This is a genomic window from Marinobacter sp. C2H3 (genome assembly GCF_037080155.1).
Classification (GTDB): Bacteria; Pseudomonadota; Gammaproteobacteria; order Pseudomonadales; family Oleiphilaceae; genus Marinobacter.
This window is the reverse complement of sequence record NZ_JBBBNZ010000002.1, coordinates 286,366-309,197: the sequence shown is the minus strand read 5'-3', so window position 1 is coordinate 309,197 and position 22,832 is coordinate 286,366. Positions and strand designations below refer to the sequence as shown.

The following is a 22,832-nucleotide window of genomic DNA, read 5'->3' as shown; positions in this document are numbered from 1 at the left end:
CAAAAGAACGATAACCGAACTCACTCAACGACTCTTCGGAGTCCAGCACTGAAAGAGGAATGATCATGATGAACCTGTCTTCTTATACCAAAGCGTTTGCCCTGATGCTGAGCGTTGGCCTGGTGGCCGGCTGTAGCACCACCGGTGAAAACACCGACGATGGCATGGGCGGCGGCTCCGACGTCCAGGCGATTGACCAGAACGGTGGTTCCACCGTTTACGGCGGCGACAGCCAGGGCGGCGTGTCCGCCACCGAAATGACGGACGAAGAGAAACAGGCAGCCGCCGAGAAGGCCAAGCAGGCAGCGCTGCGCGACGTCACCACCTTCTACTTTGATTTTGATACCTCCGAAATCAAGCCGGAAGCCCGTGAAGTACTGGTCGCTCACGCCCGTTACCTGGCCGATCACCCGAACCAGAACGTGCGTCTGGAAGGCCACTCCGATGAGCGCGGCACCAAGGAATACAACCTCGCCCTGGGCGAGCGCCGTGCCAACGCGGTCAAGCAGTTCCTGATCGTCAACGGTGCTTCCCGTGGCCAGATTGAAACCGTAAGCTACGGTGAAGAGAAGCCGGCGGTTATGGGTTCCAACGAGAGTGCTTGGGCCCAGAACCGTCGTGTGGAACTGATCTACAAGTAACGTTTGCCAATCGGGAGATCGGGTGTGTCCATGAGAAAATGGCTCATGGCGTCCTGGCTGCTGCCTCTGGCCCTGGGCCAGGCGCAGCCGCTGATGGCGCAATCGTCGACACCGGCGTTCCAAACCAACGCCTCGGAGGCGCAGCGCAAGGCGTCCACCAATCAGGGGACGGCGGAGCTGTTCTACATGATCCAGCAGCTGCAGGAGGAAGTTCGTGAGCTGCGGGGCCGCGTCGAGGAGCAGCAGCACCTGATCGACCGTCTGCAGAACCAGGGCCGGGACCGCTACGTCGACCTCGACCAGCGGATCCTGGCGCTGACGAAGAAAGTAGAGCAGCCAGCCTCATCGGCGCCTGCCCAGGGCCCGGTAGCGGCCGACGGCGGCAAGGACGCGTCCGACGGGGAGGCCATCAAGACCCGGGAATACCGTAAGCCCGGTGACGAGGAGCAGAAGGCGTACAACGCGATCATTGACCTGATCCGTAACCAGAAGAAGTACGACGAGGCAATCGGCAAGCTGTACGATTTCATCGACAAGTACCCGGAAGGGGACCTGACGGTGAACGCCTATTACTGGTTGGGTGAGACTTACCTGGCTCAGAAAGGTTACGAGCAGGCCCGCCAGGCTTTCACCATTGTGGCGACCCGTTACCCTGACCATCGCAAGGCCGCGGATGCCGTTTACAAGCTTGGGGTGACCCTGAGCCGGATGGGCAAACCCGAGGACGCTCGCCGGTATATGACGCAGGTGACCCGGAATTATCCGGACACCCACGCAGCCGAGCTGGCCAGCCAGTTTCTGGCGTCGGGTAAAGAGTAACCAGCCTGTAAAAAAGAGCGGTAAAACCGTTTGAAAAGGGTTGAACCGGAAAAAAAATTCAGTACTATATGCGCCTCGCTTGGGTCGTTAGCTCAGTTGGTAGAGCAGTTGGCTTTTAACCAATTGGTCGTAGGTTCGAATCCTACACGACCCACCATTATTCAGGTGCATTGCCCGTCTGGCATTGCGCCGGCCGGAGACGGCCACACCCGTTCAGGGTCGTTAGCTCAGTTGGTAGAGCAGTTGGCTTTTAACCAATTGGTCGTAGGTTCGAATCCTACACGACCCACCAAACCGGACACGGTGACGTCATGCATCGGGTCCAAAAAAAGAGCCTTCGGGCTCTTTTTTTTTGCGCATCAAACCCTCATTTTTAACGTCATGGGCGAGCCGATTCCCGCCCTGCCACGTATCACACTCCCATGGCAAATCCATGAAATCGCAGGATGAAGTGGTATACTGCGCGCATCGTTCCACGCTAGAGACATCGCAATGACACGAGCTGAAGACCGCATTCTCGTTCAGGAACACCTGGCTCACGAGGCGGAGCCTAAACCGTTGAGTGCCGACGAAAAAGCGGCGCTTGAGGCCCGCATCAAAGCCGAGCTGAAGGCGAAGGATGCCGTCCTGGTGGCCCATTACTACACCGATCCGGACATCCAGCGGCTGGCTGAAGAGACCGGTGGCTGCGTGGCGGATTCCCTGGAAATGGCCCGGTTTGGTCACCAGCACCCGGCGTCCACCGTGGTGGTGGCGGGAGTTCGTTTCATGGGCGAAACCGCGAAAATCCTGAATCCCGAAAAGCGGGTGCTGATGCCGACCCTGGAAGCGACCTGTTCCCTGGATATTGGCTGCCCGGCAGACGAATTTGCCGCTTTTTGCGACCAGCACCCCGACCGCACCGTGGTGGTCTACGCCAATACCTCCGCGGCGGTGAAGGCGCGGGCGGACTGGGTGGTGACCTCCAGCTGCGCTCAGGCGATCGTTGAGCATCTGGACGCCCGGGGCGAGAAGATTCTGTGGGCACCGGACCAGCACCTGGGGCATTACGTCCAGAAAACCACGGGGGCGGACATGCTGCTGTGGAACGGCTCGTGCATCGTCCACGAGGAGTTCAAGTTCCGCGGGCTCGAGGATCTGAAGGCGGTGTATCCGGACGCAGCGGTGCTGGTGCATCCCGAGTCCCCGGATGCCGTGGTTGAGATGGCCGACGTGGTGGGCTCCACCTCGCAGCTGATTCATGCCGTGCAGACCCTGCCGAACGAGGCGTTTATTGTCGCCACGGATAACGGCATTTTTTACAAGATGCAGCAACTGGCTCCGAACAAGACCCTGATCGAAGCGCCGACGGCGGGTAACGGTGCCACCTGTCGCAGCTGCGCCCATTGCCCGTGGATGGCCATGAACGGCCTGGAGAACCTGTTGGCGGTGTTGGAGCAGGGGCATCAGGAAGTGACTGTGGACCCCGCCACCCGCGAGCGCGCGCTTCAGCCGCTGGAGCGGATGCTGGCGTTCACCGCGAGCATGAATCTCAAGGCCGCGGGCAACGCCTGATCCAGCGAGCCGGCGCGCTTCAGCTCTGTTGCTGGAGGTGACGCTGGCGGGCCAGCTCGGCCAACCGTTCGGTCACCGCCTGCCGCTGGGGTGAGCCCTGTGGCAGCTTTTCCTGGGCCTGGCGCAGCTGGCGCTCCGCCGCTTCCAGATCTCCCATCAGGGCCTGGTATTCTCCCCGGGCCCGGTGAACGCCCACAATGTTTCTCGCCATACCTTCCGCATCCGCCAGCTTCAGCCACAGGTAGGCCTGCTCGGGCATCGTGCGGGTCAGTGATTTCAGCAGTTCCGCGGCCGCCTCGCCGTCGTTATCGGCCATCTCGGCGTTCGCCAGGGTGAACGTGATCGGGTAATTTCCCGGGTTCCGATAGAGGGCTTCCTTGAGCAGTGCCTGGGCCTGGTCCAGTTTTTTCTGGTCTATCAGGGCCCGCGCCAGGGTCACCTCCAGGGTGATGCGGCCCGGATGGTCCGCAAGCATGGCCCGCAGCTGGGTCTCGGCTTTGTCCGGCTGGTGGTTTTCCAGATAGGCCACGGCCAGTCCGTAGGGACGGGCGTGGTAAGGGTCAGGCTCGCCGCTGGCGGTTTCCGCTTCAAAGCGTTTGACCGCCATTTCGGGAGTGGGCGCGTAGTGCACCTGCATCCAGCGGCGCATCAGGTGATATTCCCAGCTGTCCTCCACCGACCGGGGCGGATACTGATCCGCCCGGTTGCGGCTGTCGGCCACCCGGTTCTGGGTCAGCGGGTGGGTGGAGAGATACTCCGGCACCTTGTTGCCCTGAAGACGGCTCTCCCGGAGCATGTTCTCAAACATGTTGGGCATGCCTTCCGGGTCCATGCCGGACGACGCCAGAATATCCATGCCGACCCGGTCCGCTTCCTGCTCGTTGGCCCGGCTGTACGCCAGCATGTTCTGTACCGACAGCGCCTGGGTGCCGGCGATGGCGGCAATGCCGAGGTCCGACTGGGTGACCGCCGAGAGCACGATGCCGGCAAGCATGCCGGCAATGGTCAGTGGCGTGCTGCGTTCCTGCTGCTCCATGCGGCGGGCAAAGTGGCGCTGGCTCAGGTGCGCCAGTTCGTGTGCCAGCACCGAGGCAAACTCCTGTTCCGTTTCCGCGTGGAGAAACAGGCCGCCGTTTACGCCCACGATGCCGCCCGGCACGGCGAACGCGTTGATCTCAGGGCTGTCAATGACGGTCAGGGTGAGATGCCGGTCCTGTAGCGGAACCGATGGCACCAGCTTGTGGGTAATGCTATCGAGGTAGTCGTAGACCAGGGGGTCGCCGATTTCCGGCACTGACCGGCGAATGGACATCAGTACCTGCTGACCGATGTCGTCTTCCTGCTGCGCCGACAGCAGCCCGCCTCCAGCGCCGCCGATGGAGGGCAGGGCGTTGCTCTGGGCGGCGGCGAGTGACGGCGTCAGCGCGAGGCTGACCGTTAGGGCCAGGGCCAATCCCCGCTGCCAGCAGCGGGCCAGTGAAGAGCGCACGTTTGCCTGTGTCATTGCCTGAAGCGGGCCTCTCTGTCGATAGCCGGGGCACTCCCCGAACGGTGGCTTAGACCTGTCCCACACCTGAAAAGTTCGTAGGAACCGGCCAGGCCATGATGCAATAAAACAGGCCGGACGGCATAATGCCGGTGGCATTCGGGTGCGTTTGTACCTGCTGTACCCGCCATCTCATTCACGGATTTGTTACCCATGACAGACCGCACGCTGGACGCATCCGGGCTCCGCTGCCCGATGCCGCTTCTGAAAACCAAGCTGGCGCTGAGCGAGCTCTCCGCAGGCGATCGGCTCGAGGTGATCGCCACCGACGCCGGCTCCCGACGGGACATTCCCGCCTGGCTGGACCTCAGCCCCCACCGCCTGGTCTCGCAGGACGAATCCGATGGCGCTTTCCGGTTTGTGATAGAGTGCGGCGGCTAATCCACTGGAGACGTTGATGGTCAGAATTCTACGCGGACTTGCCCACAAATACTTTTCAGATGACGAAGCTGTCATTCTTTTCCTGATCCTGGTTGCCGGGACACTGTTTGTGGTTCTGTTCGGGGCAATGCTGGCGCCCGCCATTGCCGCCCTGATCGTGGCCTTCATTCTCCAGGGCCTGGTCACCAAACTGGTGAAGCTGGGGGTGCCGGAAACCCCGGCCATTTACGGCGTTTTCCTGGTGTTTCTGGGCGTTCTGTTCGCCTTCCTGTTTGGCCTGCTTCCGCTGGTCTGGACCCAGGTGACCCGCCTCGCCGGAGAAACCCCTCGCATCATCCGGGAGTTCCAGTCCTACCTGGAGCTGCTGCCCCAGCAATACCCGCAGCTGGTCTCCAAGGAGGCGGTCGATACGCTCTACAGCCAGCTCTCCACAGAAGTGGGCAATATGACCCAGTGGCTGGTCTCGTTTTCCCTGTCCAGTATCCCTGACCTGGTAGCGCTGCTGATTTACCTGGTGCTGGTACCGATCATGGTGTTCTTTTTCCTCAAGGACAAATCGGTACTGCTGGGTTCGATTGCCCGTCTGCTGCCGCCCCAGCGCCCGCTGATGGTGAAGATCTGGCACGAAGTCAACATGCAGTGCGCCAATTATGTGCGGGGCAAGGCTCTGGAAATCCTGATTGTTGGCGGTGCGACCTACATTGGTTTCAAGGTCATGGGTATGCCTTATGCGGCGCTGCTGTCCTTGCTGGTGGGATTGAGCGTGGTGATTCCGTACATCGGCGCGGCGGTGGTGACCATCCCTGTGGTGGTGATTGGCTTATTCGCCTTCGGCTGGGGGCCACAGTTCATCTGGATCATGGTGGTCTACGGCATCATCCAGGGGCTGGACGGCAACGTGCTGGTACCGCTGCTGTTCTCCGAGGTCAACAACCTGCACCCGGTGGCCATTATCGTGGCGGTGCTGTTCTTTGGGGGTATCTGGGGATTGTGGGGCGTGTTCTTTGCCATTCCGCTGGCCACATTGCTGAAGGCCGTGTTCTGGGCCTGGCCTGTCAAGGGCATGGCGCCGCCGGTCAGCGACGCCCGAATCGGTTGACGGGCAGGGCGCTTACAGCGCCTTGACCGCTTCCAGCACCTCGTCGGCGTGGCCGGCCACTTTCACGGTGCGCCACTCCCGGCGGAGCACACCGTCCTGGTCGATCAGGAACGTGCTGCGGTCAATGCCCAGGTATTCCTTGCCATACAGCTTCTTGAGTTTGATCACGTCAAACAGCTTGCACAGGGTTTCGTCCTTGTCCGAGATCAGGTGAAACGGGAAGCTGTGCTTGGCCCGAAAGTTTTCATGGGCCTTCAGGCCGTCACGGGATACCCCGAGCACCACCGTGTCGAGGGCGGAGAACGCCTCCATGCGGTCGCGGAAGTCCTGGCCTTCGGTGGTGCAGCCGGGTGTGTTGTCTTTCGGGTAGAAGTACAGCACCACGTTTTTCCCGCGCAGCTCGCTCAACCGGATCACGGTGTCGCCAGTGGCCGGTGCCTCGAACTCGGGGACGGGTTGGTTCAGCGCAACGGAGGACATGACATCTCCTTTAATTCCCTTGTGTCAGTGAAAACCCAACATTACCATATCGGTTTTATTCGGACGGAGCTTTTATGATTACGGGTAGCCTTGTCGCACTGGTCACGCCCATGCACCCCGACGGAGACATCCATTGGGAAGAGCTGGACCGGCTGGTGGACTTTCACATTGAAAACGGCACCCATGGCATCGTGGCCGTGGGCACCACCGGCGAGTCCGCAACCCTGGATCCGGAAGAGCATGTCCGGACCATCGGGCACATCATAAAACGCGTGAACGGCCGCATTCCGGTGATCGCCGGCACCGGCGGCAACAGCACCCGGGAAGCCATCGAGCTGACCAGCGAGGCGGAGAAGCTCGGCGCTGATGCCTGTCTGTTGGTGGTGCCTTACTACAACAAGCCGACCCAGGAAGGCCTTTACCGTCACTTCAAGGCCATTGCCGAGGCGGTGCCCGGCATGAAACAGATGCTGTACAACGTGCCGGGGCGGACCGCCTGCGACATGCTGAACGAGACGGTCCTGCGCCTGGCAGACATCCCAAACATCATCGGCATCAAGGACGCGACCGGCAATATCCCCCGGGGCGCCGAACTGATTGAAGCCCTGGATGGCCGGCTGGCCGTGTATTCGGGTGACGACGCCACCGCCGCCGAGCTGATGCTGGCTGGCGCCAAGGGCAACGTGTCCGTCACTGCCAACGTGGCGCCCAAGGCCATGGCCCAGCTGTGCGAGGCGGCCGTAGCAGGCGACCGCGAGGAAACCGAGCGGCTAAACGAGCTGCTGATGCCCCTGAACCGCAAGCTGTTCCTGGAAGCCAACCCGATTCCGGTCAAATGGGCCCTGCACCGCATGGGCCTGATCAGCGAAGGCATCCGCCTGCCGCTGACCCCGTTGAGCGAGAAGTTCCACGCCGAAGTGGAAGATGCCCTGAAGGCCTCGGGCGTTCTCTGATGAGCGCCCGGGCCACCGCCCGTTACTGAACCGGAGACCATTCATGCAGGTTCTGCCACGAACCCGTTTTCGCCGCGCTCACCGGCCGCTGGCGCTGGCGACCGGCGCGCTGCTGCTCGCCACCCTGGCTGGCTGCAGCCTTCTTGAAGACAGATCCGAACGTTACGTCAACGCCAAAGAGGGCGAGCCGATTCAACTGCCCGCCGGCGCTGACGGCTCCCGTCTGAAACAGGCCATGCCGATCCGGGACATCAACACCGCCGATTCCGGCAAACTCTACCCGTCCGACATCCCAAGCCCCCCGGACATGACCTCAGAAATCCTCGACGAAAACTACGTGATTCAGGAGCTGGACGGGCAGATCTGGCTGCTGGTGAACGACGTGCCTGGCCGTCTGTGGCCGCAGGCCCTGGCCTACATGAACGATCGCGGCCTGGGCGTGGCCGAGGATAATCCGCAACTGGGCATCATGCAGAGCGAGCTGGCCAACTTCAGCAAGCAGGCCCGGGCGCTGGTGGGTCTGGGCAACGATCCCTCCGTAAGCGAGCCGAAAGTGGTGCTGCAGCTGAAGATGGCGCCGGGCATCCGCCGCAAGACCACGGAAATCCAGGTGCGCAAGCTCGAGCTAAACGACGCGCCGGAGGGTCTGCAGAGCTGGCCCGGCAAAGTCGCGCTGTCCGACGATCGCAAAGCCTTCCAGAAGAAAATCCTGTCAGACCTGGGCGATTACCTGAAAGGCCGGGAAGAGAGCAAATCCGTCTCCCGCGCGGCCTCCGGTATCGCCAGCGAACCGAAGGTCCGCCTGCTGACCGAAAACGATACCCCCATCGCGATTCGCATGGACCTCGACTACGGCCGGGCCTGGGCTGAACTGGACAGGGCACTGGGTGAGGCCGGTATGCAGGTGGTGGATCTGAACCGGGCCGAGGGCTGGTTCTACGTGGACTTCCGCACGGAAGACGAGCGGGACCCGGGCTGGTTCTCCTGGTTCTCGGACGCCGAGAAGCCGGTACACACCCACACGGTAACCGTCACTCGCGACGGCGATGCCATACTGGTCAAAGCCACCCAAAAGGATCGGTACACCGGCCCGCATTCGGCCGAAGACCTTTTGACCACCCTGTTTGAATCCCTGTATTGATGGGGCGGAGCCGCCCCCTCGGAGAACCCAATGGAAAAGCGCGAAGAGCTCTACGCCGGCAAGGCCAAATCCGTCTACCGCACCGACGATCCCGAGCGGTTCGTGATGATGTTTCGGGACGACACCTCCGCCTTTGACGGCCAGAAGGTGGAAAAGCTGAACCGCAAAGGCATGGTGAACAACAAGTTCAACGCCTTCATCATGGAGAAGCTGGAGGCCGCCGGCGTGCCCACCCACTTTGAGGGCCTGCTGTCGGACACCGAATCCCTGGTCAAGAAGCTGGACATGATTCCCGTCGAGTGTGTGGTTCGCAACGTGTCCGCTGGCAGCCTGTGCCGTCGCCTTGGGGTGGAGGAGGGGCTGACTCTGAATCCGCCGACCTTCGAGCTGTTCCTGAAGAACGACGCGCTGCACGATCCGATGGTCAACGAATCTCTGGCAGAAAGCTTCGGTTGGGCCACCGCCGATGAGCTCGCGCAGATGAAGGCGTTGACCTACAAGGTTAACGGTGTCCTGAAGGCCCTGTTTGATAAGGCGGGCATGCTGCTGGTCGATTACAAACTGGAGTTCGGTCGAAGCCACGGTACCATCGTGCTGGGCGACGAGTTCAGCCCGGACGGCTGCCGGATCTGGGACAAGGAAACCCGCAAGAAAATGGACAAGGACCGCTTCCGTCAGGGGCTGGGTGAGGTTATCGAGACCTACGAGGAAGTCGGTCGCCGCCTGGGTATCAACTTCGACTGAAACCGACAACGACCCAACAAAAGGTGATGTATGCGTAACGCAGTCCTTCTTGCCGGCAGTACTCTGATGATCGCGCTGCCCGTGGCGGCGCAGGCCGATGTGGTTGGCCTCGGCGCCACGGTCAGTTACTGGGATTCAAGCCTGTCCGGCGATGCGGCCCGTAAAACCGATGTGGTTGATGTGGACAACGATTTGAACCTGGAGTCGGACTCCACGGCCAACGCCTCCCTGTACTTCGAGCATCCGGTCCCGGTTCTGCCCAATGTGCGGTTGAATTACACCCTGGTCCAACAGAGTGGTCGCGGACAGCTTGGTGCCAATTTTGGCGACATTTTTGTCAATACCGGCGCCTCGGTCCGGTCCGATCTGGATCTGGAGCAACTGGACCTGACGCTCTATTACGAAGTGCTGGACAACTGGGTCAACCTCGACCTGGGTCTTACCGCCCGCAAGCTCAACGGGGATTTGACGGTGCGCCAGATTGGCGGTGCCAACAGCGTGACCCAGTCCAGCGTGGATGCGGTGATTCCGATGGGGTACCTGGCTGTTCGCTTCGATCTGCCTCTGACCGGCGTTTCCGTCGGCGGTGAGGGCAATTTCGTTGCGTACGACGGCGATTCCCTCCGGGATTTCAACGTATACGGCCAATATGAGGTGTCAGCGCTCCAGTTCCGCGCGGGTTATCGGCAAATGGCCGTTGACTACGAGGACGGCGACGACCGCCTGGACGTGACCCTCGACGGCCCCTTCGTCAGCGCCGGCGTGGCGTTCTGATCCTGTTTTCGGAGACGTATCCATGAACATCCTGGTCACCGGCACCGCCGGCTTCATCGGCTACCATCTTGCCGAGCGCCTGCTGGCCCGCGGTGACCGGGTGATTGGCGTGGACAACGTCAACGATTACTACGATGTCGCCCTCAAGGAAGCCCGCCTGGATCGCCTCCGGCGCCACCCGGGCTTTGTTGAAGTGCGCGAAGACATCGCCAATCGTGACGCCATGGCGGCGCTGTTTCGCCAGTACGAGCCCGAGCGGGTGGTGCACCTGGCGGCGCAGGCCGGCGTGCGGTATTCCCTGGAGAACCCCCACGCCTACGCGGACAGTAACCTGGTGGGCTTTCTGAACGTGCTCGAAGGCTGCCGGCATCACCGTGTCCAGCATCTGGTCTACGCGTCCAGCAGTTCGGTGTACGGCGCCAATGAGTCCATGCCCTTCTCCGTGCACGATAACGTGGACCACCCGCTGAGCCTGTACGCGGCGTCCAAGAAAGCCAACGAGCTGATGGCCCACACCTACAGCCATCTTTACCAGCTGCCCACCACCGGATTGCGGTTCTTCACCGTTTACGGCCCCTGGGGCCGTCCGGACATGGCCATGTTCAAGTTCACCCGCAACATCCTTGCGGGCGAGCCGATTGACGTCTACAACCACGGCCACCACAAGCGGGATTTCACCTACATCGACGATATTGTCGAAGGCGTGGTCCGAACCCTCGACCGGGTAGCCGCACCGAACCCGGACTGGCGCGGGGAAGCACCGGACCCGAGTTCCAGCCGGGCCCCGTACCGGCTGTACAACATCGGCAGCAACAACCCGGTGGCACTGGCCAGGTTCATTGAAATCATCGAACAGGTTACCGGCCGCGAGGCCATCCGCAACTATCTGCCGATGCAGCCGGGGGATGTGCCCGCCACCTATGCGGACATCGACGACCTCACCGCCGATACCGGCTACCGCCCGGAAACCTCGGTGGAGGAGGGCGTTGCCCGCTTTGTCGAGTGGTATCGGGATTTCTACGGCGTCTGAGCCGGCCCTGGCGCCGTCAGGGTGATCCGCTCATCCGGGAGTGTGAACGCCTGGGGGCGACGGGTCAGCGGGCAATCAAACCGCAGCGAGTAGGCCAACAGCTGGAGAGGGCGCCGTTCGGCCGTGCCGTACAGCCGGTCCCCGACGATGGGATGGCCAATCCCCGCCAGATGGCGCCGGATCTGGTGTTTCCGCCCCGTCTCGATCACCACCTGCACCCGGGTTTCGTTCGCGCCCTCTGGTGAATGGGCGCCCGGCGCGCCGGAGCCGGAAGGCACCGTGGTGACCCGGCTGGTCGCCGACTTGCCATCGACCGGGTCGGTGATCTGCCGGTCGGTGGTCTCAAGCGGCCCCACCACCGTCGCCAGATAGACCTTCTCCATGGTTCGCCCGGCAAAGCACTCTGACAGGGCCGCGGCCGCTTTGCCGTCGTGGGCGATCAGCATCAGGCCGGCGGCGTCGGCGTCCAGCCGGTGTACCAGAAACACCGGTTTCTTCAGGGCCAGTTCGGCCAGCCGCAGCAGGCTGCAGTGATCACCCCACTGGGACCCCTGGGACAGCAGCCCGTGGGGTTTGAACCACACCGAATAGCGCCCGGTATTAGCCAGCATGACCGCCGGTTCCGCCGTCCGGGCCAGCACCGCATCGTCGTAATACAGCATCAGCCGGGTGCCCGGGGCTACCTCCTGCTTGGCCCGCCGCAGCCGGACCTGTTTGCCCTTGCGGATCCACCAGCAGGCGCCTTTGGTCATGGCGTCCTTGATGCGTTGCTTGGGCAAGCCGCTGGCCTCGCTCAGCGCGTCCACGGCGAGCCGGGTGTGTTCCGGGGTGATGTCGACGGTCAATCTCATGGTACGGTCCGGGCGATGGGTTCGGCAGGGGCCGCATTATAAGGCAAACCGTCGGCGGTTTCCGTCGTACAATCCCGTGCATACCCGAAGGAGACGGACCATGATTCGCTGGATTGCCGCGCTGACATCCTCACTGCTGCTCGCCGGTTGCACCGGCTTGCCCAAGAACATTGAGCCGGTCACCGGATTCGACACCGACCGCTACCTGGGCACCTGGTACGAGATCGCCCGCCTGGACCACTCTTTCGAGGAGGGTTTGACCCGGGTGACCGCCGAATACTCCCGCAACGACGACGGCAGCCTCTCGGTGATCAACCGGGGCTACAACCCGGAGAGTGGCGAGTGGGAGCAGGCCGAGGGCCGTGCGGTCTTTGTCGGCAGCCCGGACGTCGCCCATCTGAAGGTCTCCTTCTTCGGCCCGTTTTACGCCTCCTACGTGGTGTTCTGGCTCGACCAGGCCGACTACGATCAGGCCTACGTCACCGGCTTCAACCGGGACTACCTCTGGTTCCTGTCCCGCACGCCGACCGTCAGCCCTGAGGCCCTTGAGCGCTTCAAGGCCAAGGCCCGCGCTGAGGGCTTCGACCTGGGTGAGCTGATTGTGGTTGATCAGTCTCCAGCCCCTTGATTCTTGCGCGTTGAATCGGTTTAATTGCGGGCCTTGGCTGCAGTAGCTCAGTCGGTAGAGCAACTGATTCGTAATCAGTAGGTCGGCGGTTCGATTCCGCCCTGCAGCTCCAGTTTTCCTCTCCGGTTCCGCACGAATCCCCCGATTGTTGTCGTCAGCCCAGTCTTTGCAGGCGTTGCCGTATTGTGTGTGTTGCAAAAGTGGCCGGCCTCCACGGGCGTGTTGCAAAAAAGCACGTCTGACCTCTTGAATATTTCGAGCGCTCGCTCTATTTTTGGGTTCAGGAGGTTACAACATGAACAATACAAACCATCCGAACCCAACCGAAATGTCTGCCTGGTCCCTCCGGGTGGACGGCAAAGTGGCTCTCGTCACCGGCGCTGCCGGAGGCCTGGGCGCCGCGTTTACCCGGTGCCTGCTGGAGGCCGGCGCCACGGTGGTCGTCAGTGGCCGCCGCCGTGAGGCCCTCGACACTCTCAAAGCGGCCATGCCCGATGGCGGAAAAAGGGTTCACGTCATCACCATGGACGTCTCCTACGAGGCCAGCGTGAACGCGGCTTTTGACGCCATGGCCGACAACGTGGGCCTGCCTGACATCGTCGTGTCCAACGCCGGCATTGCCACCAGCCACAAGGCGCTCGATACCCGCACCGACGACTGGGACCGGGTGCTGGATACCAACCTCAAGGGCTGCTGGCTGGTGGCCAACGAAGCCGCGCGCCGGCTCTCCGCCGCCAGCCGGGGCGGCAGCATCATCATGATTTCCTCCATTCTTGGCCATCGGGTGGCCGGCAACGTGGCGCCCTACGCCGCCGCCAAGGCGGGTGTGGAACAGCTGACCCGGGTGCTGGCGCTGGAGTGGGCCCGCTATGGCATTCGCGTGAACGCCCTGGCGCCGGGCTACATCGAGACCGATCTGAACCGGGACTTTTTCCAGACCGAGCCGGGCCGGCAGATGATCCGCCGTATTCCCCAACGTCGCCTGGGCCAGGCCGAGGAGCTGTGCGGCCCCTTGCTGCTGCTCGCGTCCGGGCTGTCCGGTTACATGACCGGCAGTACCGTGGTGGTGGACGGTGGCCACCTTCAATCTTCACTCTGACGCCGCTGAAAGGAGTGTGCCGTGGACTTTACCCTGAGTGCCCGAAACGAAGACTTCCGAGAGCGCATCCGGGCGTTTGTCGAACGGGAACTGCTGCCCCTGGAGCAGGACCCTTCCGCCTACGATGCGCATGAGAATATCGCTCCGGAGCCGCTGGAACGGATGCGGGAGAAAGCCCGCAAAGAAGGGCTCTGGTGCCTGCAGCTGCCGGAAGCCCACGGTGGGCAGGGGCTGGATATTGTCGGCATGGCCGCCTGCTACGAGGAAATGAACCGCTCCCTGTTCGGGCCGGTGGTGTTCAACTCGGCCGCGCCCGACGACGGCAACATGATGGTGCTGGCCAAGGTGGGCACCCCGGAACAGCAGGCCCGCTGGCTGGCGCCCATTGCTGATGGCCGGGTGCGTTCGTCTTTCGCCATGACCGAGCCGCCCCCCGGCTGCGGTTCCGATCCCGGGATGATGCAGACCACCGCCACCCGCAAAGGGGACCGTTGGGTGATTCACGGGCACAAACATTACATCACCGGTGCCGGTGAGGCCGCCCACTTCATTTTGATTGCCCGCACCTCGGACGACGCCCGCAAGGGCCTCACCGCGTTTCTGTTCCACCGGGACGATCCGGGCTGGGAACTGGTGCGCCGTATCCCGATCATGGGCCCGGAAGAGCACGGCGGCCACTGCGAGCTGCGTTTTGACGGCCTGGAAATCCCGGACGAGAACCGGCTGATGGAGATCGGTGATGGCCTCAAGGTGACCCAGATTCGCCTGGGCACGGCACGTCTGACCCACTGCATGCGCTGGCTCGGGCTGGCGCGCCGTTCCCTGGAAATTGCCACCGATTATGTGGCCAAACGGGAATCCTTCGGGCAGGCACTGTCCGAGCGGGAAGGGGTTCAGTGGCTTCTGGGCGAAGCCGCCATGGATATCCAGATCGGCCGGCTGCTGACCATGCACGCGGCCTGGAAACTGGACCAGGGGGACTTTGCCCGCAAGGAAGTCTCCATGGCCAAGGTGGCGGTGGCAGACACCCTGCACAAGGCGGTGGACACCGCCATTCAGCTCTGCGGTGCCCGGGGTTACTCCAAGGACACGCCCCTGGAATGGATTTACCGCTACGCCCGCCAGGCCCGCCTGGTGGACGGCGCCTCGGAAGTGCACAAGATGGTGTTCTCCCGCACGCTGCTCAAAGAGGGCACCGACTTCTGGCGCTGGGGAGTGTAACGCCATGGCGGAGCTGGCCGAGGCCCTGTGTGATTACCTGGTGCAGAAGACCGGCGCCTGGCACGGCCAGGTGCTGGCCTTTGACCGGCTCTCCGGAGGCGCCATCCAGGACAACTTCGGGCTGACGCTGGACCTCAGTGGCGGCAGCCACCCCGGCGAGCGCGCCTTTGTGGTCCGCCAGGATGCGCCCTCCGGCGTGGCCGAGAGCCTGGGGCGCCCGGAGGAGTTTGCCGTCCTGCGCGCGGCCTTCGATGCCGGCGTGACCGTGCCGGAGCCCCTGTGGCTGTGCGAGGACACCGCCGTCACTGGCCGCCGCTTCTACGTGATGACCCGGGCCCGGGGCAATGCCTCGGGGCGGGCACTGGCGAAAGCCGGCTGGTCCGAGGTCCGGCGCCGGGCCTTGGTAGCGCGGCTGGCGACGGAGCTGGCGGCCCTGCACCGGGTGCAACCGTCGTCCGGCGTGCTCGGGTTTCTGCCGGCACCGGAGGACGGCAACGCGGCGCAGGCGAGGGTGGCGCTGTATCGTCGATATCTGGCGGCCATTAATGAGCCTCATCCAGTGCTCGAATGGGGTCTGAACTGGCTGGAAGACCACGCGCCGGCTCCCCGACCGTTGGTGCTCTGCCACGGGGATTTCCGCACCGGCAATTACCTTGTGGATGAGGGCGAGCTGACCGCCGTGCTCGACTGGGAATTCGCCGCCTGGAGCGATCCCTTAGAGGACCTGGGCTGGCTCTGCTCGCCCAGCTGGCGCTTCGGCGCAAGCGAGTATGAGGTTGGGGGAATCGGCCACATCAACGACCTGCTGGACACCTACTTCGCCGCCAGCGGCCAGACGGTCAGCCCCCAGGAACTGGCGTACTGGCAGGCCATGGCGCTGGTGCGCTGGGCGGTGATTGCTCTACAGCAGGCCCGGCGCCATTGTTCCGGCGAGCAGCGCTCCCTGGAACTGGCCCTGACCGGGCGCATGGTGGTGCAGATGGAGTACGACCTGCTCAACCAGATCGACGCCCTGGAGGCTTTGGTATGACGCACTCCCACGATCACCAGGATCAACAGCGCCGCCCTGGGAGCACGCCCCGGGAGTCCGGCGCTCCGTCAAGCCGCACGGTGGCCAACCACGCACCGGCCACCGATGATCTGCTCGCCGAGGCCCGCTCTGTGTTGGTGGATTCGGTGCTACCGGCGCTCCGTGGTGCCGAGCGCTATCAGGCGCTGATGGTTGCCAACGCTCTGGGCATGGCGGTCCGGGAACTCCAACAGGCCTCGCAGCCGCCAACGGAGGCTGGCGTGGAGCCCGTCGACGAAGCCGCCCTGGCCGAGGCCATTCGCCGCCGCAAGGCGCCTGATGACCGCGCGCTCCGGGCCACCTTGCGGTCGCTGACGGTGGCCCGGCTGCACATCAATAACCCCGGCTACCTGCATGATCGGGATCAGCCACCCCGCGATCTCAACCCGACCGACGCCCGGAGCGAGTGACCATGAGCAGCCACAACAATACCCTGGAGCGTACCCCGGCCAACCACGCGCCCCTGACGCCGCTGACGCTGCTGCAACGGGCCGCCCGGGTGTATCCCACCAAAACCGCAGTGATCGACGACGACGGCTCGCTGACCTACGAGGCCTTTGGACAGCGCTGCCGGCGCATGGGCGACGCGCTCCGCCGGCGCGGCATCGGGCGTGGGGATACCGTCGCCATCCTGTGCCCGAACAGCCATGAAATGCTCGAATCCCATTACTCCGTGGCCATGGCCGGCGGCGTGATGAATGCCATCAACATCCGACTGGATGCCCGCACCCTCGAGTTTATCCTCGGTCACGGGGAAGCCCGGGTGCTGATGTACGACACCCAGTGGGAAGAAACCGTACGCGCTGCTCTGGTCGGCCTGGAGTCGCCGCCGCTGCTGGTGGCCATCGAGCGCAAGGCCGGGGCCACCGACGGTCTGGCGGCGCTGTCCTACGAGGGGCTGCTGGCCGAGGGCGACCCGGACGCCGGCTGGCCACTGCCGCCGGATGAATGGGACGCGATTTCCCTGAACTACACCTCCGGCACCACCGGCAATCCCAAGGGCGTGGTCTACCACCACCGGGGGGCCTATCTTGCGGCCATGACCAACGCCGGGGTGTTCGACATGAACGCCAGTACCGTCTACCTGTGGACCCTCCCCATGTTCCACTGCAACGGCTGGGGCTATACCTGGGCGATTACCGCCGTGGGCGGCACCCACGTCTGCCTGCGGGAGGTGGATGCCCGGGAGATTTACCGGCGCATTGAAGCCCACGGGGTCACCCATATGTGCGGCGCACCGGTCGTTATGAACATGCTGCTGCAAGAGCTAGGCCGGGACGGACTCACCCTGTCCCAGCACGCCCAGTTTGCTCTGGGTGGCGCCGCACCCCCCAGCAGCGTGATCCGCAAGGCCGAAGCCATCGGATTTCGCATCACCCACCTGTACGGCCTGACGGAGACCTATGGGCCGGCCACCATCTGTGTGCCCCAGCCGGAGTGGCAATCGCTCCCGGTGGACGAGCGGGCGCTGAAAATGGCCCGGCAGGGCGTGCCCACCCACGGGCTGGTGGACGTGGATATCCTCGACATAGCCACGGGCGAGCCGGTGCCGACGGATGGCAAGACCCTGGGTGAAATCTGCGTGCGTGGCAACACCGTGATGAAGGGCTACCTGAAAAACCCCGAGGCCACGGCCAGCGCCTTTAAGGACGGCTGGTTTCACACCGGCGACCTGGCGGTGATGCACCCGGACCGCTACCTGGAAATCAGGGACCGGGCCAAGGACGTGATTATCTCCGGCGGAGAGAACATCTCCAGCCTGGAAGTCGAAGAGGTGTTGTACCGGCATCCAAAAGTGTCCGAGGCCGCCGTGGTGGCACTGGCCGACGAAAAGTGGGGCGAGGTGCCATGCGCCTTCGTGGACCCGGTTGCCGATGGCGAACCGCCCACGGAGGCGGAACTGATCGCGTTCTGCCGGGAGCAGATGGCGCACTTCAAAGCGCCGCGAAAGGTGATCCTGGGGGCACTGCCCAAGACCGCTACCGGCAAGATCCGCAAAAACGTACTTCGGGACACGCTGCCACGCTGAGCCGTGGCGCCTGTCCCCCGATAGCCGGTAGTCACCGGCGGGAGGTTGAACAACCCAAAGCATCACCGACAGTTCTGACAACCGGGCCATCGCAGGCCTGATCGTTCCAGTGACAACAAAGACAAAGACACAGGAGCTACACCATGAACAGAAGTCTCATCAAGCACCTCCTGGTGGGCATGACCGCCGCCGCCACCCTCGGCACGGCCAGCCTCAGCCATGCCGCCGATCCCATCAAGATCGGTGCCATTAACATTCGCTCCGGCAGCGCCGCCACCTACGGCGAATTTGCCCAGAAAGGCTTTGATCTGGCGGTAAAAGAAGTGAATGCCAGCGGCGGCATCCTCGGCCGTCAGGTTGAAATGATGTACGAAGACAGCCAGGCCAAAGCCGCCACCGCCATCCAGGCGGCCCGCAAGTTGGTGTACTCGGACGGCGCCGATGCGATTGTCGGCCTCGACAGTTCCGGCGTGGCCCAGGGCATGGTGCCCACCATGACCGAGCTGCAAAAGCCCCTGATCATCACCCACGCGGCTACACCCGATGTCACCGGCAAACTCTGCAACGCCTTTACCTACCGGGTCAGCGTCAACGTGTCCCAGAACATGAAGGCGGCGGCCATGGTGGCGTCCAAGAGCGATGCCAAGAACTGGACCACCATCGGCCCGGACTACGCCTTTGGCCATCAGTCCTGGGAGTACTTCGGTAACTACCTGAAGGCCATGAAGCCGGACGTGAACCTGATGTCGGAAACCAACTTCCCGCGCTTTGGCGCCGAGGACTTCACCCCGTTCATTGACCGGGTGATGAACTCCGACGCCGACGGCGTGCTGATTTCCGTCTGGGGCGGCGATCTGGTGAACTTTGTGCGCCAGGCCAACGACCGTGGCTTCTTCGACAAGGGCCTGGATCTGATGTTCACCGTGGGCGCGGCCACCGAGGTGCTGTCCGCCCTGGGTGAGGAAATGCCCGAAGGCGTGCACCTGTCCACCCGCTACTGGTTCGATGCCTACGACAACGACGTCAACAAGCACTTCGTAAAAGCCTACGTGGACGCCTACGGCAATGCGCCGAGCTACAACGCCGAGGGCGCCTATGCGGCCATCTACGCTTACAAGAAGGCGGTGGAAACCGCCGGCACCACCGACGGCCCGGCCGTGGCCAAGGCCCTGAGCGGCATGAGCTTTGATGCCCCCAACGGCAAGGTGACCTTCCGTGCCGGTGACCACCAGGCCCTGGTGAGCCCGAACTGGGGCGTGTCCGGCCCGATGGACGCGAAGCTGGGTATCCGCACGCTGACCAACCTCCAGGTATTCGACGGCGAAGCCGTGACGCCGTCGGTTGAGGAAACCGGCTGCCAGCTCTGAGGCTGGATTTGCTGGAAGCACCACCGTTTCCCGTGTGTCGCCGGCCGTTTCCGGTGGCGGCACACGGGCCCAACTGAACGAGGTAATCCATGTCTGGCATCGGATCGGCGCTGCTCAACAGCCTGGACATCGGCCTGTTGCTGTTCATTATCGCCGTCGGGCTCAACATCGTGTTCGGCGTGCTCAATATCATCAATTTTGCCCACGGCGCGCTCTACATGCTCGGCGCCTACCTGACGTACACCTTTGTAAACCTGGCCGGCCTGCCGTTCTGGGCGGCCCTGTTACTGGCGCCGCTGGCGGTGGCCGCGCTGGCCGTGATCATGGATCGGGCGATGCTGAGATTTATCTACCAGCGGGACGTGGCGGACAGCCTGCTGCTGACCTTCGCCCTGCTGCTGATCATCAACGAGAGCGTGCGGCTGGTGTGGGGCAGCGGCATTCACGTGGTCAGACCCCCGGAACCGCTGGCCGGCTCCGTGGACCTTCTGGGCAGCCCACTGCCCACCTACAGCCTGTTCGTTATCGCCGTCGGCCTGCTGTTGCTGGCTGGCCTCTGGTACCTGTTCAACCGCACCCGGGTCGGCCGGATCATGCGGGCCGCGGCACTGGACCGGGACATGGCCGAGGCGGTGGGCATCAACACCCGCCTGGTGGTGACCGGTGTGTTTGCCTTCGGTGCCTGGCTGGCGGCGGTCGGCGGCGCGGTGGCCGCGCCCATGCGGGCGCTGGACCCCGGCATGGGGGACAAGATCATCATCGAGTCGTTCATTGTGGTGGTGATTGGCGGCCTGGGCAGTTTCCCCGGCGCGCTACTGGGCGCCCTGATTCTCGGGCTGATCCACAGCTTTGGCGGCCGCTACGTACCGGAAGTGAACATGCTGCTGCCGTTCCTGGGCATGGCCCTGGTGCTGCTGTTCAAACCCCACGGCCTGATGGGCAAGGGGGCAAGCGCATGAAATCCCGCGTACTGCTGATCATTATGGCGCTGGTGCTGGCGGGGCTGATTGCCGTGCCCTGGCTGGCGTCGTATTTCTACATCTTTATCTTCACCGAGATCCTGATCCTCGGCCTGTTTGCCGCCAGCTTCAACCTGGTGTTCGGCTACACCGGCATGCTGAGCTTTGGCCACGCCGCCTTCTTCGGGGTGGGCGCCTACGCCACCGCGCTGGTGCTGATCCACCTGCAGTGGCCGTTCCTGGCGTGCCTGCTGGTGTCCACCGCCGCCGGCGCGGTGCTGGCGGTGGGCATCGGCTTTCTGAGCGTGCGGCTGAACGAGGTGTACTTCGCCATGCTCACACTGGCCTTCGGCATGATGGTGTTTGCCATTGCCTACCAGTGGCGCTCGGTGACTCACGGCAGCGATGGCCTGGCCGGCTTCACCCTGGGAGACTTTGGCCTGGGGCTGAAGCTCACCCTTGGCAACCCGTCGGTCTACTACCACGTGGTGCTGGCGATCGTGGCCGTGGCCGCGATGGTGCTGTACCTGATTTGCCGCAGCTCGTTCGGGCTGATCCTCAAGGCCATCCGGCAGAACCCGGAGCGGGTGTCCTTTGCCGGGCTGAACGTGCGCAGCTACCGGCTGGCGGCGTTTGTGATCGGCGGTGCTTTCGCGGGCCTGGCGGGCGGGCTGATGGCCCCGTTCCTGCGGGTGGCCAGCCCGGAGCTGGTGCACTGGTCCATGTCCGCCGAGCCGGTGCTGATGTCCATCCTGGGTGGTACCGGCTATTTCTTGGGGCCGTTTGCCGGCGCGGCGGTCTTTGTGTTGCTGGAAACGGCCATCACCAGCGTTACCGAATCCTGGATGCTGGTGCTGGGCATCATCCTGGCGCTGATGGTCATCTTCTTCCGCAAGGGCCTGCTGGGCACCGTGCTGGACTGGTGGCAGGAGAGAAACCAATGAGCCAACCGATTCTGACGATCGAGAACCTGACCAAGCGCTTCGGCGGCAACACCGCCGTCAACGGTATTGACCTCTCGGTTCAGCCCCGGGAGACCATCGCCATCATCGGGCCCAACGGCGCCGGCAAGACCACCTTCTACAACATGGTCTCCGGTCGCATGAAGCCGAGCGACGGCCGGATTACTCTGGATGGCCGGGACATCACCGGACTTCCGCCCCATAAAATCAGCCGGCTCGGCGTCTCCCGTTCGTTCCAGATCAACAACATTTTCCCGGAAATGACGGTGCAGGAGAACGTGGAAGTGGTGCGCTCGGCGTTCCTCGGCCACAGCCGTCGGCTGTTTAACCTGGCGTCCCGCAACCGGCCCGTGCAGGAACAGGCGGAAGCGCTGCTGGAGCGCCTCGGCATCGATTCCCTGAAACACCACCGGGCGGAAGTGATCAGCTACGGCGACAAACGCCTGCTGGAAATCGCCATGGTGCTGGCCACCGAGCCCAAGCTGGTGCTGCTGGACGAGCCCACCGCCGGCATGACGCCGGAAGAAACCCGGCGGACCACCGCGTTGATCCGCAAGCTGGCGGACAGCGGCGACTACACCTTCCTGATCACCGAACATGACATGGACGTGGTGTTCAACCTGGCCGACCGCATTCTGGTGATGCACCGGGGCGAGCGGCTCTTCGCCGGCACGCCGGAAGAGGTGAAACAGGACCCGGATGTCCGGCGGGCCTACTTGGGCGAAGACGACGATGAACAAGACCAGGACCAGGACAAACATCAGGAGGCCGGCGCATGATGCTGGACGTGTCGAACATCCAGACCTTCTACGGCGAGAGCCAGGCGTTGCAGCGGGTCAGCCTGACCCTCGACGCCGGCGAGACGGTGTGCCTGCTGGGCCGCAACGGCGCCGGCAAGAGCACGACGCTCAAGAGCATCATCGGGCTGACCCCGCCCCGTGCCGGCGAAATCCGCTTTGAAGGGCAGCCCATCCAAGGCTGGCCCACCCACCGGATTGCCCGGGCGGGGATTGGCTATGTGCCGGAAGATCGGCGCATCTTCCCGGGGCTGACGGTTCGGGAAAACCTGGAGGTGGCGTCTCGACAACGCAGCGGTGCCGCTGCCCACTGGACCGTAGACGGCATCCTGCAGAAATACGAGATGCTGGGGGAACGGGCGGACCAGGACGGCGCCACCCTGTCCGGCGGTCAGCAGCAGATGCTCGCAGTGGCCCGCTCGCTGATGACTCAGCCCAGGCTGCTCCTGCTGGACGAGCCCAACGAGGGACTGGCACCGGTGATCGTGCAGCAGATCGGCGAGCTGATCGACGACCTGAGCCACACCACCACCATCCTGTTCACCGATCAGAGCGTGCGTTTTGCCCTGAAACACGCCCGGCGAGCGTACATTCTGGAGAAAGGGCAGGTGGTGCACGAGGCCACCAGCGAGGCCCTCAAGGCAGACCCGGCCACCCAGGAGCGTTTTCTGTCCGTGGCCTGACTTGC

24 protein-coding genes and 3 tRNA genes are annotated in these 22,832 nt (G+C 63.4%); 24 read left to right on the top strand and 3 right to left on the bottom strand.

Going from position 1 to position 22,832, the window contains the following annotated elements; translation table 11 throughout:
- Positions 1–68: 68 nt before the first annotated feature.
- The 5 genes from pal to nadA all read left to right on the top strand — a co-directional run bounded on the left by pal (position 69) and on the right by nadA (position 3,014).
- Positions 69–641, top strand: coding sequence for a peptidoglycan-associated lipoprotein Pal (gene pal, locus V3388_RS06495; protein ID WP_336367288.1), 573 nt, complete (start codon positions 69–71; stop codon positions 639–641).
- 30 nt (positions 642–671) lie between these two features.
- Positions 672–1,460: a tol-pal system protein YbgF gene (ybgF, locus tag V3388_RS06490; protein ID WP_336366724.1), complete on the top strand. Its 789-nt coding sequence runs from the start codon at positions 672–674 to the stop codon at positions 1,458–1,460.
- An 81-nt stretch (positions 1,461–1,541) separates the two neighbouring features.
- Positions 1,542–1,617, top strand: a tRNA-Lys gene (locus tag V3388_RS06485).
- 59 nt (positions 1,618–1,676) lie between these two features.
- A tRNA-Lys gene (locus V3388_RS06480) sits at positions 1,677–1,752 on the top strand.
- Between the two features lie 200 nt (positions 1,753–1,952).
- A complete protein-coding gene (gene nadA, locus V3388_RS06475; RefSeq protein ID WP_336366723.1) occupies positions 1,953–3,014 on the top strand; it encodes a quinolinate synthase NadA in 1,062 nt (353 codons plus the stop codon).
- A 19-nt stretch (positions 3,015–3,033) separates the two neighbouring features.
- On the opposite strand, the gene V3388_RS06470 is transcribed toward nadA, so the two are convergent.
- Complete coding sequence (locus V3388_RS06470; protein ID WP_336366722.1) at positions 3,034–4,518, bottom strand: M48 family metalloprotease; 1,485 nt, start codon at positions 4,516–4,518, stop codon at positions 3,034–3,036.
- Positions 4,519–4,713: 195 nt separating this feature from the next.
- On the opposite strand from V3388_RS06470, the gene V3388_RS06465 reads away from it, so the two are divergent.
- On the top strand, positions 4,714–4,941 hold the full coding sequence (locus V3388_RS06465) for a sulfurtransferase TusA family protein (protein ID WP_336366721.1): 228 nt from the start codon (positions 4,714–4,716) through the stop codon (positions 4,939–4,941).
- Positions 4,942–4,957: 16 nt separating this feature from the next.
- On the top strand, positions 4,958–6,040 hold the full coding sequence (locus V3388_RS06460) for an AI-2E family transporter (RefSeq protein WP_336366720.1): 1,083 nt from the start codon (positions 4,958–4,960) through the stop codon (positions 6,038–6,040).
- Between the two features lie 12 nt (positions 6,041–6,052).
- Here V3388_RS06460 and V3388_RS06455 read toward each other — a convergent pair whose 3' ends face one another.
- On the bottom strand, positions 6,053–6,520 hold the full coding sequence (locus V3388_RS06455; protein WP_336366719.1) for a peroxiredoxin: 468 nt from the start codon (positions 6,518–6,520) through the stop codon (positions 6,053–6,055).
- Positions 6,521–6,594: 74 nt separating this feature from the next.
- On the opposite strand from V3388_RS06455, the gene dapA reads away from it, so the two are divergent.
- The 5 genes from dapA to V3388_RS06430 are packed head-to-tail and all read left to right on the top strand — an operon-like array spanning position 6,595 to position 11,162.
- Complete coding sequence (gene dapA / locus V3388_RS06450) at positions 6,595–7,473, top strand: 4-hydroxy-tetrahydrodipicolinate synthase (protein WP_336366718.1); 879 nt, start codon at positions 6,595–6,597, stop codon at positions 7,471–7,473.
- 43 nt (positions 7,474–7,516) lie between these two features.
- Entirely contained in the window at positions 7,517–8,614 is a 1,098-nt protein-coding gene (gene bamC, locus V3388_RS06445) for an outer membrane protein assembly factor BamC (RefSeq protein WP_336366717.1), read from the top strand.
- A gap of 30 nt (positions 8,615–8,644) precedes the next feature.
- Positions 8,645–9,358: a phosphoribosylaminoimidazolesuccinocarboxamide synthase gene (gene purC / locus V3388_RS06440; RefSeq protein WP_336366716.1), complete on the top strand. Its 714-nt coding sequence runs from the start codon at positions 8,645–8,647 to the stop codon at positions 9,356–9,358.
- 30 nt (positions 9,359–9,388) lie between these two features.
- Entirely contained in the window at positions 9,389–10,132 is a 744-nt protein-coding gene (locus V3388_RS06435; protein ID WP_336366715.1) for a TIGR04219 family outer membrane beta-barrel protein, read from the top strand.
- 22 nt (positions 10,133–10,154) lie between these two features.
- The gene (locus tag V3388_RS06430; RefSeq protein WP_336366714.1) at positions 10,155–11,162 is read left to right on the top strand and encodes an NAD-dependent epimerase; all 1,008 of its coding nucleotides are present in this window, start codon (positions 10,155–10,157) and stop codon (positions 11,160–11,162) included.
- Here V3388_RS06430 and V3388_RS06425 read toward each other — a convergent pair.
- On the bottom strand, positions 11,150–12,013 hold the full coding sequence (locus tag V3388_RS06425) for an RluA family pseudouridine synthase (protein ID WP_336366713.1): 864 nt from the start codon (positions 12,011–12,013) through the stop codon (positions 11,150–11,152). The genes V3388_RS06430 and V3388_RS06425 overlap by 13 nt on opposite strands.
- A gap of 100 nt (positions 12,014–12,113) precedes the next feature.
- Here V3388_RS06425 and V3388_RS06420 point away from each other — a divergent pair, with 100 nt between their 5' ends.
- From V3388_RS06420 to V3388_RS06365, 12 genes are all read left to right on the top strand, one after another.
- Positions 12,114–12,641: a lipocalin family protein gene (locus V3388_RS06420; protein ID WP_336366712.1), complete on the top strand. Its 528-nt coding sequence runs from the start codon at positions 12,114–12,116 to the stop codon at positions 12,639–12,641.
- 36 nt (positions 12,642–12,677) lie between these two features.
- Positions 12,678–12,753, top strand: a tRNA-Thr gene (locus V3388_RS06415).
- A gap of 183 nt (positions 12,754–12,936) precedes the next feature.
- Positions 12,937–13,740, top strand: a complete 804-nt coding sequence (locus V3388_RS06410) for an SDR family NAD(P)-dependent oxidoreductase (protein ID WP_336366711.1) — start codon at positions 12,937–12,939, stop codon at positions 13,738–13,740.
- 21 nt (positions 13,741–13,761) lie between these two features.
- Positions 13,762–14,961, top strand: a complete 1,200-nt coding sequence (locus tag V3388_RS06405; RefSeq protein ID WP_336366710.1) for an acyl-CoA dehydrogenase family protein — start codon at positions 13,762–13,764, stop codon at positions 14,959–14,961.
- A 4-nt stretch (positions 14,962–14,965) separates the two neighbouring features.
- Positions 14,966–15,991: a phosphotransferase family protein gene (locus V3388_RS06400; RefSeq protein WP_336366709.1), complete on the top strand. Its 1,026-nt coding sequence runs from the start codon at positions 14,966–14,968 to the stop codon at positions 15,989–15,991.
- On the top strand, positions 15,988–16,440 hold the full coding sequence (locus V3388_RS06395) for a DUF6285 domain-containing protein (RefSeq protein WP_336366708.1): 453 nt from the start codon (positions 15,988–15,990) through the stop codon (positions 16,438–16,440). Before V3388_RS06400 ends, V3388_RS06395 begins: the two co-directional genes overlap by 4 nt.
- A 2-nt stretch (positions 16,441–16,442) precedes the next feature.
- Positions 16,443–18,059 (top strand): long-chain-fatty-acid--CoA ligase, encoded by a 1,617-nt coding sequence (locus V3388_RS06390; RefSeq protein ID WP_336366707.1) that lies wholly within the window; start codon positions 16,443–16,445, stop codon positions 18,057–18,059.
- A 143-nt stretch (positions 18,060–18,202) separates the two neighbouring features.
- Positions 18,203–19,426, top strand: a complete 1,224-nt coding sequence (locus V3388_RS06385) for an ABC transporter substrate-binding protein (protein ID WP_336366706.1) — start codon at positions 18,203–18,205, stop codon at positions 19,424–19,426.
- Between the two features lie 89 nt (positions 19,427–19,515).
- A complete protein-coding gene (locus V3388_RS06380) occupies positions 19,516–20,385 on the top strand; it encodes a branched-chain amino acid ABC transporter permease (RefSeq protein WP_336366705.1) in 870 nt (289 codons plus the stop codon).
- Positions 20,382–21,329 (top strand): branched-chain amino acid ABC transporter permease, encoded by a 948-nt coding sequence (locus V3388_RS06375; protein WP_336366704.1) that lies wholly within the window; start codon positions 20,382–20,384, stop codon positions 21,327–21,329. The genes V3388_RS06380 and V3388_RS06375 overlap by 4 nt, the downstream gene beginning before the upstream one ends.
- A complete protein-coding gene (locus tag V3388_RS06370; protein WP_336366703.1) occupies positions 21,326–22,126 on the top strand; it encodes an ABC transporter ATP-binding protein in 801 nt (266 codons plus the stop codon). Before V3388_RS06375 ends, V3388_RS06370 begins: the two co-directional genes overlap by 4 nt.
- The gene (locus V3388_RS06365) at positions 22,123–22,827 is read left to right on the top strand and encodes an ABC transporter ATP-binding protein (protein WP_336366702.1); all 705 of its coding nucleotides are present in this window, start codon (positions 22,123–22,125) and stop codon (positions 22,825–22,827) included. The genes V3388_RS06370 and V3388_RS06365 overlap by 4 nt, the downstream gene beginning before the upstream one ends.
- The last annotated feature ends 5 nt before the right edge of the window (positions 22,828–22,832 follow it).